Consider the following 13,315-nt stretch of genomic DNA (forward strand, 5'->3'; position numbering starts at 1 on the left):
CTTTTCTGGCGCCGCTGCGCAGGCGGCGCGGGAAAACAGGCTGGGCGGATGGCTACTCGCCGTGGCGCTGGTGGCCCGCCAAGGGCCCTTGTGCGCGCATGGCGCGAACGCTTTGTTCAAGGTCGCGCCATGCAGGTTCCTGCGGCGCGAAGCGGGCACGCATGTAGCGCGCGAGGTCCGCAATCTGCCGATCATCCAGCGCGTCGCGGAACGCAGGCATGAACCCGACCTCACGCGACGCAGGTTCGCGCACGCCGTCCAGGATGGTCCGCAGCAGGTTGTCCGGCCGCCCACTCGTCAGATTGCTGTTGAGCGCCAGCGGCGTGTTGACCCCCAGCAGCGTGGGCCCCTTGCCGTCGTGATGGCAGGCGGAGCACGCGCCGTCGAACAGGCGTTGCGCGGGGCCTGGCGCGGGCTGCAGCTTCTGCGCGTTCTCAATGGCCCGACGCGCCTGCTCCTCCACATCGGCCTGCGTCACAGGCGCGTTGAAAGACGCGAGATAGGTCGCGATGGCACGGATATCTGCATCCGGCACCGCCGCCAGTTCGCGCACCACCTCCGCCATCGGACCGCCGGCGATGCCGTGGCGGGGGCTGTGGCCGTTGCGCAGATAGCGGTAGAAGTCTTCGCCCGTCCACGACACCGCCGCCGTCGAGCGCGCGGTGAGCGCAGGCGCTTCCCAGCCTTCGACCATGGCGCCCGTCAGGAAGGCCTTGCCCCCCTGCTCCGCGCCCATGGCATTGCGCGGCGTGTGGCAGGCGCCGCAGTGGCCCAGTCCATTGACAAGGTAAGCGCCGCGGTTCCATTCAGCGCTTTGCGTTGGCACGTTCTCGTACACGCTGGCGTCGTGGAACATCGCGTTCCAGAAACCCATCAGCGGGCGAACGCTGAACGGAAAGCGCAGTTGCGAGGGCGGCGTTTCGAAGCGCACGGCCGCCTGGGACATGAAGTAGGCGTACAGCGCCGTCAGGTCGTCGTCGCTGGTTTTGGCAAAAGCCGTGTACGGAAAGGCGGGATACAGGCGATGGCCGTCGCGCGAGACGCCTTCGCGCATCGCGCGCTGGAAGGCGCTGAAGGACCATTGGCCGATGCCGGTCTGGGCGTCGGGCGTGAGGTTGGTGCTGTAGAGGGTCCCGAAGGGCGTTTCCATCGCACGGCCGCCGGCGTTGGCTGCGCCGCCGGGCGCGGTGTGGCAGACGGCGCAATCGCCCATGGCGGCGAGCACGCGGCCGCGATCGATGGTGGCTTCGCTGTAGACGGGGGCGGTGAGGGACACGGGGGCGATGGAGGGGCGCCAGCCGAGCAGGCCGGCGATGGCGCCGAGCGAGCCCAGGAGCAGGGCCGTGGCGCCTGCCCAAAGGCCGCGGCGCTTTGGCCAGGCTGGCGAATTGCTCCTTCCCCCTCCGGGGGAAGGTTGGGATGGGGGCACGACGGCGTCACCATCTGAGCGCTGCGTGCCCCCACCCCCGCCCTCCCCCGGAGGGGGAGGGAGTGAATTCAGGGCGGCGCGAACGACTTCGGGCGTGAACGGCGGACTGCGGAACCGCACGCCCGTCGCATCGAAAATCGCGTTGGCAATCGCCGCCGTCCCGGGCACCGAAGCCGACTCCCCCGCCCCCAGCGGCGGCTCGCCGGGCCGCGGCATCTGCAGCACCTCGATGACCGGCACTTCCCGGAAATCGATGATCGGATAACTGCCCCATTCACGGCTCGCCACCACGCCCGTCGGCAGCACGCCAGGCAACTGCGCGCCTCCGCCGGATGGCGATGCCGGCGCAAACTGCACCTGCTCCTTCAACGCGCGGCTGGTCGTCTGCACCACGTTGCCGTGGACCTGATGCTCGACACCCAACGGGTTGATGGTGAGCCCCGCGTCATGCCCGACGACCACGCGCCTCACATGCACTTCGCCGGTCTTCTTGTTGACTTCGACGTCTGCCGCCCACGCCGCCCACGAGGCCCCGAAACCCGGCCATTTGCTGTGCACGTAGCGCGCATAGGCAAAGCCCTGGCCGAACAGGATGTCGCCGCCCGGACCCAATCCGCCATCGGCGTTTTCCTGCGGGCCGGTGCGCATGCGCCAGCCGGCCTTTTGCGCCGTGGCCTGCACCAGTTCGGCGGCGCGCGGATCATGCAAATGCCGCAAGCGAAACGCGACGGGATCGACACCCGCGGCCGTCGCCAGTTCATCCACATAGGACTCGTGCGCGAACGAATTCGGCAGCGCCGACACGCCGCGCAGCCACGACGCCCGCACGATGGGCGCCATGTCGTTGACCTTGACGCGCAGGTTCTCGTACGCGTACGGCGGGCGGGCCGTGCGGTCGCCCATCTCGAAAGCCTGCGCCACCGGCTCGATGGTGCGCGTGAGCAGCAAGGCCAGCGTCGGCGCGCCGTTCGACGGGTACGAGGTCTCGAAGTCGTAGGCGGCCACGCTGCCGTCTGCGCGCAGTCCCCCGTTGACTTGCATCAGTTGCGCCGTGCCCTTGGGCTCCCACGCGTGCTCCTGCTCGCGCGTGAGTTGCACGCGCACCGGCGCGCGGACGGCGCGTGCCAGCAGCGCCGCGTCGGCAGCGACATCGTCGGCGCCGTTGCGTCCGTAGCAGCCGGCGGCTTCCATGCGGATGACGTCGACCTCGACGTCTTCCAGCGCCAGCAGGCGCGCGAGATCGTTGCGAAGCACGTGGGGACTTTGCGATCCGGCCCAGACGCGCACGTGCACGCCCTCTGCGCCGTCATCGCCAAGCCAGTCGGCCAGCGCGCACGACGGGCCGATGGATGCATGCATTTGGTAAGGCCACACGTAGGTGCGTGGCATCGATTGATCGGCACCGCGCAACGCGCCGTCCACGTCACCTTCGTCCACCAGGAGCCGCTGCGTCGATGGGTTGGCGCGCAGCGCGGCTTCGACATCGCCGAGCGCGGTCATGCCGGGCCATGGCCTCCACACCACGCGCAATTCACGCATGGCCTGCTCTGCGTGCTCCTCGCGCTCGGCCACCACGCCCACGAAGTCGCGGATCACGACAACGGCGCGAATCCCGGGGATGTGCGCAATGGACGATTCGTCCACCGATTCCAGCGTGTTGCCGATGAACTCGCCGTGGTCCGCGCCCGCATAGGGCGGACGCACCACGCGGCCGTGCAGCATGCCGGGCACGCGCATGTCGTGCACGAACACCAGTTCGCCGGCGAGCTTGGCAGGAATGTCCACGCGCGGCGCTGAGGTGCCGACGACCTGGTATTGATCGGGCGGCTTGACGGGCGTCTCCGTCGCCAGTTGCAGCACGGTGCGTTGGCCCGCGACCAGTGCGCCGAAGTCGATGCCGTGGGCGCCGTCGCCATCGGCGTGAACGCGGCCATCGCTCGCCTTCAGCAGCGAAGGCTGGATGCCGAGTTGCTCGGCCGCACGCTCGATGAGCCAGGCGCGCGCCTGCGCGGCCGCCAAACGCAACGGGCCGGCGTGGATCTGGATCGACGCACTCGCAATCGTGGCGCCCTGGTTGGGCACGCGTGCCGTGTCGCCCAGCACCATGTCGACTTGCGCGAGCGGCACGTCGAGTTCTTCCGCGACGATCTGCGACACCGCCGTGCGCAGCCCCGTGCCAAGGTCGACATGGCCGTTGAGGGCCGTGACGCGGCCGTCGCTCCAGACGGCCAGCAGGATCTCCGGGCCCTCCGCTGGATCGGCCGCAATGAACTGCGGTTGCCCTTTGGCGGGAGGCGGGGCGACGGGCGTTTCACGCACCACCAGCAACACGCCATCGGCCCCGAGGAATTCGGCGCGGGTGCGTGGCAGGTGGGCGCGTTGCGTCGTCAAGTGGGACGGTCTCCGCCGACCGAGGCAGCGGCAGCCTCGACCGCCTTCAGGATCTCGATGTGCGTGCCGCAACGGCACAGGTTGCCAGACAGTTCGTCCCGGATCTTCTGCAGGCCCGGATGCGGATCGCGCGCCAGCAGCGCGGCGGCCTGCATCACCATGCCATTGAGGCAATAGCCGCACTGCGCTGCCTGCGCGTCTTCGAAGGCCTGCTGCACGGGATGCCAGCGCTCGCGCGTGCCAAGGCCTTCGAGCGTGGTGATCTCGCGGCCCGCGACGCCGTGCGCGGGAATCACACAGGCGCGCGCCGCCACGCCATCGACCCACACCGTGCACGCACCGCACTGGCCCAGGCCGCAGCCGAACTTCGGGCCGTTGAGTTGCAGGTCGTTGCGCAGGATGTGGAGCAGGCTGGCTTCGCGCGGAACGTCCAGATCGACCGCTCGTGCGTTGACAACCATTGCAAGCGCCGCCATGTCCTAGACGCTCAGGTAGTTGCGGCGCACTTCGTCATTGGCCGCCAGTTCGGTCATCGATGCCTGATAACGGATCTGCCCTTTTTCAAGCACATAGGCGCGGTCGGACACCAGCTCGGCAAAGTGCATGTTCTGCTCCGACAAGAGGATGCTCACGCCCTGCGCCTTCAGCTCGATGATCATGTTGGCCATCTGCTCGACGATGACAGGCGCCACGCCTTCGGAAGGCTCGTCGAGCAGCACGAGGTAGGGGTTGCCCATGAGCGTGCGCGCCACGGTGAGCATCTGTTGCTCGCCGCCGCTCATGCGGCCCCCCGGGCGGTTGGGCATTTCGCCGAGGTTGGGAAAGAGCTTGTACAGGCGCTCCGGCGTCCACAGCGGCGCGGCGCTGCCATCGGCCCAGTGGCGCGCGGCCTGCCGGCCGACTTCGAGGTTCTCGGTGACGGTGAGGTCCGTGAACACGCGGCGGTCTTCCGGCACGAATCCGAGGCCCAGTCGCGCGGCCACATGCGGTTCGCTCTTCGAAATGTCGTGGCCCAGGAAGCGGATCGCGCCGCGCCGCTTGGCGAGCATGCCGATGATGGCCTTGAGCGTGGTCGACTTGCCCGCACCGTTGCGGCCCATGAGCGCAACCACTTCGCCGCGTCGCACTTCCAGATCGACGTCGTACAGGATCTGCGCGGCGCCGTACCACGCGCACAGCGACTTGGCTTCGAGGAGGGTGCCTTGATTCATGCCAACGCTCCCACAGGCTTGGGCTCGAAGGTCTTGCCCGTTCCGAAATAGACCTCCTGCACCTTGGGATGGTCGCGAATCTCCAGCGGCTTGCCTTGCGCGATGAGCCTGCCTCGCGCCAGCACGATCATGCGGTCGGCGTAGGCAAAGACGACGTCCATGCTGTGCTCGGTGAACAGCACCGCCATGCCGCGCTCGATCACCAGTTGCTTGGTGAGCGCCATGAGCGAATTGCGCTCCTTCGGCGCCATGCCGGCGGTGGGTTCGTCCATCAGCAACAGCTTGGGTGAATTGGCCATCGCGATGGCCAGCTCCACGCGCTTGACGTCGCCGTACGCGAGCACGCTGCAGGGCCGGTCGGCCTGCGCTTTCATGCCGACCTGGTCGAGCAGCGCGATCGCTTCGTCGCGCTTGTGGTCGGCTGCGCGCCGCCAGGTCGAGAAGAGCTTGTGGTCATGCGACAGCAAGGCCATCTGCACGTTCTCCACGACCGTGAGCGATGCAAAGGTCTCCGCGATCTGGAAGGTGCGCCCAACACCCTTGCGCCAGATCTCGCGTGGCTTGCGGCCCACGAGTTCATCGCCGCCGAGGCGGATCGAACCCTGATCCGCCTTGAGCTGGCCGTTGACCATGTTGAAGGTGGTCGACTTGCCCGCGCCGTTGGGCCCGATGAGCGCCAGCAGTTCGCCCGCGGCGAGGTCGAAGGTGATGCCGTCCACGGCCTTGACGCCGCCGAAGGACTTGCCGAGGTTGTCGACCTGGAGGAGCGGCTGGTTCATGGCGCCACCTCCTTGGCCGCCGGCACCGCAGGATCGGCGCGGCGCCTGTCGAACAGCTGCTTGGCGAAGCCCGCAATGCCCTGCGGGAACAGCAGCACCAGAATCAGGATGATCGCGCCCAGCATCGCGCGCCAGTAGTCGGTGTTGCGCGCCACGGTGTCGTGCAGCCAGGTGAAGGTGACGGCACCCACCACCGGCCCCGCGAGCGTCTGGATGCCGCCGAGCAGCACCATCACCAACCCGTCGACCGACTTGCCCACGCTCAGTGACTCCGGCGAGATGCTTCCCTTGGAGAAGGCATAAAGCGCACCCGCCAAGCCCGCCGCGGCACCCGCGATGACGAAGGCCGACCACTGCATGCGCTTCACGTCGATGCCGATGGCGTCAGCGCGCAAGAACGAATCGCGCCCCGCACGCAGCGTGTAGCCAAAGGGCGAGAACAGCACGCGCCGCAGCCACAAGATGCCGATGCACACGAGCACCAGCGTGAGGTAGTAATAGGCGCTCTTGTCCGACAACCAGGTCGACGGCCACACACCGGTCAGCCCGTTGCTGCCGCCAGTGAAGCTGTCCCATTGATAGGTGATGGCCCAGGTGATCTGCGCAAAGGCCAGCGTGAGCATCGCGAGATACACGCCCGACAGCCGCACCGCGAACCAGCCGAAGATCAACGCGCCCACCGCGGCCACGAAGGGCGCGACGATGAGCGCGAGTTCCATCGGCATTCCGCTCGCGCGCACCAGCAGCGCCGAGCCGTAGGCGCCCAGCCCGAAGTAGGCCGCATGCCCGAAGGAGTGCATGCCGGCCGGCCCCATGATGAAGTGCAGGCTCGCGGCAAAGAGCGCCGCGATCAGCAGGTCGATGGCCAGCACCACGGTGTACGGCGAATCGACCGTGAGCGACGGCAACGCGGCCAACGCAATGACCAGCGCCGTGGCCGCCGCGAGGTAGGCCCGGCCCGGTTTGCGCAGCGGCTCTTCCTGCATGCCCACGTAGCGACTGGGCGCCTGCGGCCGGCCAAACAGGCCCCAGGGCCGCACGACCAGAACGACCGCCATCACCAGGAACTCGACCACCAGCGTGAGCTTGGAAAAGGAGATGGTGAAGCCGAACACCTCCACCACGCCCAGCCAGATGCACACCGCCTTGATCTCCGCGATGAGCAGCGCCGCCGCATAGGCACCCGGAATGGAACCCATGCCACCGACGACCACGACGACGAAAGCGGCGCCGATGGTGTTGAGGTCCATCTCCAGCGTGGCGGGCTCGCGCGGCAGTTGCAGCGCACCGCCCAGCCCCGCCAGCAGAGCGCCCAAGGCAAACACCGCCGTGAAAAGCCAGGCCTGGTTGACGCCGAGCGCACTGACCATTTCGCGGTCTTGCGTCGCCGCCCGCACCAGCGTGCCCCAGCGCGTGCGCGTGAGCAGCAGCCACAAGAGGCCGAGCACCACGGGGCCGACGACGATCAGGAACAGGTCATAGGCCGGGAATTGCCGTCCGAGAATTTCGACCGAGCCCGACAGCCCCGGCGCCCGCGGCCCCAGCAGTTCATCCGGCCCCCACAGGTAGAGCACCGCGTCCTTGATGACCAGCACCAGCGCAAAGGTGGCGAGCAGCTGGAACAGCTCCGGCGCCTTGTAGATGCGCCGCAGCAGCGTCATCTCGATCAACGCGCCAAGGATGCCCACCGCCACCGCCGACAGCAGCAGCGCGGGCCAGAACCCCAGCCCCGTGCCCAGCCGTTCCACCATCGTGTAGGCCACATAAATGCCCACCATGAAGAACGACCCATGGGCAAAGTTGACGATGCGCGTGACACCGAAAATCAATGAAAGGCCCGCCGCCACCAGGAACATCGACGACGCGCCAGCAAGCCCATTGAGCAACTGAACGATAAACCCGGAAAAGCTCATTCAGGAATCCCTCGCAGCGTCGTTCGTGGTTGTGATTCAGTCAAGGGCCGCCGCGAACGCGGCGCCTGTTCGGGAAACACCGCGGAACCGGCTTTGCCGGGCCGCTGGTGTTGCCCCCTGCAGGGGGTTGGCGGAGCGACACGAAGTGTCGCGCAGCCCGGGGGCGAGCCTCAATCCGCGCGGACCTTCTTGATCTCCGCGTCGGTCGGCTGGAACTTCGCGCCATCGAGGTACACGTAGTCCACCATCACGCCCTTGCCGCCGTCATTCTTCGTCTTGCCGACGAAGGCGCCCATGGTCGATTGATGGTCCTGCGCGCGGTAGCTGATCTTGCCGAAGGGCGTGTCCACCTGCAGGCCCTTGAAGGCTTCCACCAGCTTCGGCGTCTCGGTGCTCTTGGCCTTGGTGATGCCGGCCGCGACAGACTTGATCATCGAATAGCCCACCACCGAACCCAGGCGCGGATAGTCCTTGAACTTCTCGTGGTACGCCAGGAAGAAGGCCTTGTGCTCGGGCGTCTGGATGCCGTACCACGGGTAGCCGGTCACGATCCAGCCGTTGGGCGTCTCATCCTTCAGCGGGTCGAGGTACTCCGGTTCACCCGTCAGCACGCTGACGACGGCGCGGTCCTTGAACAAGCCGCGCGTGTTGCCTTCGCGCACGAACTTCGAGAGGTCGGCGCCGAAGAGCACGTTGAAGATGGCATCGGGCTTGGCGTCGGCCAGCGCCTGCGCGACCGCACCCGCATCGACCTTGCCCAGCGGCGGGGCCTGCTCGGCCACGAACTCGACGTCCGGCTGCGCCGCCTTCAGCAGCGCCTTGAACGCGGCCACGGCCGACTGGCCATATTCGTAGTTGGGGTACACGATGGCCCAGCGCTTCTTCTTGAGCTTGACCGCTTCAGGAACCAGCATTGCGGCCTGCATGTAGGTGCCCGGGCGCAGGCGGAAGGTGTAGGCGTTGCCGCCCTGCCAGGTCATCTTGTCGGTGAGCGGCTCGCCGGCCAGGAAGAAGAACTTCTTCTGCTTGGCAAAGTCCGCCACTGCAAGGCCGGTGTTGGACAGGAAGGTGCCGGTGAGCACGTCGATCTTCTCGCGTGCCACCAGTTCTTCGGCCACGCGCACGGCGTCGCCGGGGTTGGCGTTGTCATCGCGCGTGATCAGCTCGATCTTCTTGCCGTTGACGCCGCCCTTGGCATTGATTTCCTCGACGGCCAGCTCCATCCCCTTCTTGTAGGGCTCGAGAAAGGCGGGTTGCGCCTTGTAGCTGTTTACCTCGCCGATCTTGATCACGCCCTGCGCATGCGCGGGAACGAGGGCGGTGGCAAGCGAGACAACAGCCGTCGCGGTGAAGACTTGACGCAATGGATTCATTGAAAGACTCCTGGGGGACTACTGAAAAAATTGTGAGTTGGAGCGATGGCTATCGCAAGCCATCTTCGCCCTTGATCTCGCTGACTTGCAGGCCGCCGATGCGCGGCAACGGCCGTCCGCTGTCGGTGACTGCGACGGCGACGACGATCTCATTGGCGCGCGGTGCATCGGACACACGCGCTTCGATCGCATCGAAATGGCTGCGCACGAAGGCCGCATCCTTGTGGCCGAGCGGCACGTCGATGGCGGTGCCGAGCGTGCCGCGCTTCTTGGCCGAGGGCACGAGCGCCGCGCCCTTCTCCACTGCAACGCGCAAGGGCGCGCCGAGCTTCGGATGCAGGATCGCCGCGGCGTGTTCCAGCTCGCCCGACTCACCCACGATCGCCGCCTTGCCGTAGCTTTGCGCGGCGCCGCGCTCGATGCCCAGCGCCTTGATGCACTTGTCGCCCAGCAGGCCGCCGAGTTCTTCGCCGATGGCGATCAACTCGTCGAGGTTCTCGCTGTAGCGACCCGCATAAGGGTTCTCGATGACGGCAATGGCCACGGCACGGCGCGTGGGCGGATCGATGGCTTGTCCCATCTCCATGCGCGTCTCGTCCACCTGCACCACCAGTTTGCGAATGTTCGATTTCATCAGTTCTCCTTTGCCGTGGCGCGCCTCAGCGCAGGCCGTCCCACTTTGAAATGTCTTCCGCGCGCAGGCCACCCACGCGCGCATGAATCCGGTAGCCCGTGCTCATCGCCAGGATGAACACGATCTCGTCCGCGGCCGGCGCACCCGGCACGCGCACTTCGATGGCGTCGAACTGGCCGCGCACGTAGCTGGCGTTGATGTTGGTCAGTGGCACGTCGAGCGTCGTGCCGGGCGCACCCACCTTCTTGGTGGAGGGCACGATGGACAGGGCGTTGCCGGGCTGCCCTGCTTTCTTCTCTTCGGCCTTGCCCTGCCGGTAGGCGTTGCGATCGCCCTTCCATCCAAGCAGTTCGCGCATGGCATAGCCGCCGGGCACGTGCCACAGCGCGCCATGCTCCAGTTCGCCGGCCGCGCCCACGATGGCGCCTTTGCCGTAGGTGGCGATGTCTTCGACGGGCACGTCCATCGCGGCATGCAGGCGATGCGCCATGTCGACGCCCACCGGGTCGAGCAGGGTCATCATCGGCAGGATGTCGGCCTCGTAGCGGCCCGCGTAAGGGTTGGTCAGCACCGCGCCGATGGCACCGCGCACCAGCGGCTTCCCGGCGCGCGGTCCGAATTCGTGATGGATGTGTTCGACCTGGGTGAACACGCGACGGATTTCGATCATGGATTGAAGCCTTGCTTTTCGTTAAGCAAATACCGAACCAATTGCGGTGCGCTGCGTCGTCCGGACCAACGCAGCACCATCGGCAGTCGTCGAGCATAAGGGTTCGATGACGCGCCATTGGCCTTGGCACACCAGCGCCACCGACCACACCAGTCCGGCACGCTGCAAGCACCGTGCGCTCGCTGCGCCGGCGTCGAGTGCGCGATGCACCTGTGCTGCCTCCAATGCGCCGACGTCCACGGTGACCGGGATGTCGCCGAGGTCGCTGTCGTCCTTGCATTCGTTGGCGGGCAAGCGGTGGATGGCGGGATCGTCGACGTTGACGGCGTTCGCGACAACGGTTGCTGCCGCGTCGGCCAGCGCGGCCGTCGCGGCGAGGACGGTGACGCTGTCGGCAATGCCCAGCGAAAAACTGCGTCCACGCCAGCCGCTGGTGGCCACGCCACGCACCGGCACGTGTGCGGCGATGTCGAACTGGCCGTCGGTGACGACGGGGCCGGCGTCGCGCCAGTCGAAGCGCGCCAGGTCGGAGAACACGCCCACGCGCGCCGACGTTCCTGCCGCCAAATGCATTGCAATGTCGCCGCCGTTGTTGATCCACGCGCGTTCGATGCCGGGTCGCGCGTAGCATGCAATCAATTCCTGCGCGACCGAGCCGGCCACGGCTGCCATGGGCGTCATGAAGGGCGAGCCGGCCGCCGCACGGACTTCTGCGCAGGCCTCCCACATGCGTCGAGCGATGGGGCCAGCGAGTGCGTGCTGCGCGCCCACGGGCTGGCGCAACAGGGGCAACTCGGCCACCAGTTCATCGAGGATGCCGCGAAAGCGAAGCCACGCATCTTCGTGCGCCCGCTGCACGGTCGCCGCGTCGCCGTCGGCCTGCGCGACGATGTCGATCGGGCCGTGGTTCCAATGCCAGCGGCCGCCATCGAGGAGGGTGCGTTGCGCGCTCACGGTGCTGAATCCATGGCGATGCGGCCGCCGCCGGGCCGCGCCAAGGCGAGCCTCTCCTCCTCCTCGGGAGGTGGCGAAGCGCACGAAGTGGCAAGCCGGCAGGCAAACATATCTAACCAAGCATCGGCGGTTGGCCCAGCGGCCAGGGATTTGCTGGATCGAGCGCCATCCATCGACGCGACTGCGGCGCCCCGTCGTTGTGCCACGCGCCGCGCGCCAGCGCCTCTTCGAGCGAGAACACATGCTCCATGTGGCCGCCCAGGGCAGCGTAGTCCGCCTGTCGCATGCTGAATTCGATGGGCGCGACGATGGCCGGCGTGGGCACGGTGCCAAAGCTGTTGTCCGGCATGCGCATCACATCGGCCATCACCGTGATGCCGCCGCCGGGCCACACATAGGCCGGCGCGCCGCCGCAGGTCACGTTGACCAGCGCGCGCTTGATGGCACGTGTGAGCAGCACCGGGTTTTCCGTGACGCCCGCGCGCAGGCTGCCCCCCGCCCCGCCGAGGAAGAGCACCGTGCACAGCGACGGCTCGCAGTTCTCGCCGATGCGATCGACCACGCGACGCACGTCCTCGGGCATGGGTTGCTCGACCGGCTGCAGCGCATCGTCGAGCACATACCATTGCGCGTGCTCGCCGGTGGTGGAGGTCATGAGCAGGCGCAGGCCCGGCTTGGCCACACCCTCTTCCCAGCCTTCGATGATCGACAGCGGATCGGCGATGTCGGTGCCGCCCCAACCGTTGCCCGGATTGGCCACCTGGAAGTAGCGGCCCGGCGTCGACTTGCGCCCGCGCATCTGGATGCCCGAAGGCTTCATGTCCAGGCAGCGGCCGGCCTGATGCTCCGTGAGCACGCCGGTGATGTGATCGTCGACCACCACGACTTCATCCGCATGGCCGAAGAGCTGGCGCGCAAAGATGCCGACCGCCGCCGAGCCGCAACCCACGCGCATCCGTTGTTCTTCTACACCGTTGACGATGGGCGCCTTGCCCGCCTGCACGACGATGCTCGCACCACCATCGATGGTGCATTCCACCGGCTGCTTGTTGCCCAGCAGTTGCATGAGTTCGACCGTCATGCGGCCTTCCTTCTTGCTGCCGCCGGTGAGGTGATGCACGCCGCCCAGTGAGAGCATCTGCGAGCCGTATTCCGCTGTGGTGACGTGGCCGACCACCTCGCCGCGATAGCGCACGTTGGCCTGTTCCGCGCCCAGGAAGCGGTCGGTGTCGATCTTCACCTTGAAGCTGCAGTAGCTGAAGATGCCCTCGGTGACCACGGTGACCATGTCCACGCCCTGCGCCTTCGAACCGACGATGAAAGGCGCGGGCTTGTAGTCGGGGTAGGTGGTGGAGGAGCCGACGCCGGTGACGAAGACTTCATCCGAATGCAGCAAGTCGCCGTTCCAGTCGGGATCGACGGATGCCGTGGCGGCGTCGCTATCGCCGCCGCTGGCAATAGTTGCGCCGTCTGCCGTGCGAGAAAACGCTACGAGCGCCGGCGAAGGACTGGCCAGCTCCCGTCGCAGCAGCACCACCGGATCGACCCGCACGAGCGCCCCGCCCCGGTTCGCATACCGGTCGCACGCACCGGTGCGCCCGTCGGAGATCTGGCACAGCACCGGGCACGCATTGCACTCGATCTTGCTCGTGCTCATGCGCTCGTTGCGCGGGGCCGAGCGCAGGTCGGCGTCGGCGCGCATCGGCATGTCCATGCCGGGAAGGCCGTCAGTTTTGGTGTGTTCTGTCATCGGGGGCGATCTCGAATGAAAGTCGGGCTTGCGCGGCGCTGTCAGGCTGTGTAGCATTCACTACAATTTCATGTTGTGTTCACTACATCAAACTGCAATGTAGCAAACAGATCGGGGGCATGCAATGGTGATTTCATCCAGTTCGCGCGAAGGCGCGACAATCGAGGGTTCGGTGCCGGCAGGTGCGTCCGGCGCCCCCATTCATCCACCA

10 protein-coding genes are annotated in these 13,315 nt (G+C 67.1%); all 10 read right to left on the reverse strand.

Annotated elements, in window-relative coordinates; genetic code table 11:
* Positions 1-52: 52 nt before the first annotated feature.
* Positions 53-3,820 (reverse strand): molybdopterin cofactor-binding domain-containing protein, encoded by a 3,768-nt coding sequence (locus QTI66_RS05425; RefSeq protein ID WP_286557975.1) that lies wholly within the window; start codon positions 3,818-3,820, stop codon positions 53-55.
* Complete coding sequence (locus QTI66_RS05430) at positions 3,817-4,281, reverse strand: (2Fe-2S)-binding protein (protein WP_286557977.1); 465 nt, start codon at positions 4,279-4,281, stop codon at positions 3,817-3,819. Before QTI66_RS05430 ends, QTI66_RS05425 begins: the two co-directional genes overlap by 4 nt.
* A gap of 18 nt (positions 4,282-4,299) precedes the next feature.
* Positions 4,300-5,031, reverse strand: coding sequence for an ABC transporter ATP-binding protein (locus QTI66_RS05435; protein ID WP_286557979.1), 732 nt, complete (start codon positions 5,029-5,031; stop codon positions 4,300-4,302).
* On the reverse strand, positions 5,028-5,810 hold the full coding sequence (locus tag QTI66_RS05440; protein WP_286557981.1) for an ABC transporter ATP-binding protein: 783 nt from the start codon (positions 5,808-5,810) through the stop codon (positions 5,028-5,030). Before QTI66_RS05440 ends, QTI66_RS05435 begins: the two co-directional genes overlap by 4 nt.
* Complete coding sequence (locus QTI66_RS05445) at positions 5,807-7,723, reverse strand: ABC transporter permease (protein WP_286557983.1); 1,917 nt, start codon at positions 7,721-7,723, stop codon at positions 5,807-5,809. Before QTI66_RS05445 ends, QTI66_RS05440 begins: the two co-directional genes overlap by 4 nt.
* 170 nt (positions 7,724-7,893) lie before the next feature.
* A complete protein-coding gene (locus QTI66_RS05450; protein WP_286557985.1) occupies positions 7,894-9,096 on the reverse strand; it encodes an ABC transporter substrate-binding protein in 1,203 nt (400 codons plus the stop codon).
* A 49-nt stretch (positions 9,097-9,145) separates the two neighbouring features.
* Positions 9,146-9,730 carry an amino acid synthesis family protein gene (locus QTI66_RS05455; protein ID WP_286557987.1) on the reverse strand — a complete coding sequence of 195 codons (585 nt, stop codon included), beginning with the start codon at positions 9,728-9,730 and terminating at the stop codon, positions 9,146-9,148.
* Positions 9,731-9,755: 25 nt separating this feature from the next.
* Positions 9,756-10,400: an amino acid synthesis family protein gene (locus tag QTI66_RS05460; RefSeq protein ID WP_286557989.1), complete on the reverse strand. Its 645-nt coding sequence runs from the start codon at positions 10,398-10,400 to the stop codon at positions 9,756-9,758.
* 21 nt (positions 10,401-10,421) lie between these two features.
* On the reverse strand, positions 10,422-11,354 hold the full coding sequence (locus tag QTI66_RS05465; protein ID WP_286557990.1) for a UPF0280 family protein: 933 nt from the start codon (positions 11,352-11,354) through the stop codon (positions 10,422-10,424).
* Positions 11,355-11,466: 112 nt separating this feature from the next.
* The gene (locus tag QTI66_RS05470; RefSeq protein ID WP_286557991.1) at positions 11,467-13,104 is read right to left on the reverse strand and encodes a 6-hydroxynicotinate reductase; all 1,638 of its coding nucleotides are present in this window, start codon (positions 13,102-13,104) and stop codon (positions 11,467-11,469) included.
* Positions 13,105-13,315: the final 211 nt, after the last annotated feature.

This window comes from Variovorax brevis (assembly GCF_030317105.1).
Classification (GTDB): domain Bacteria; phylum Pseudomonadota; class Gammaproteobacteria; order Burkholderiales; family Burkholderiaceae_C; genus Variovorax; species Variovorax brevis.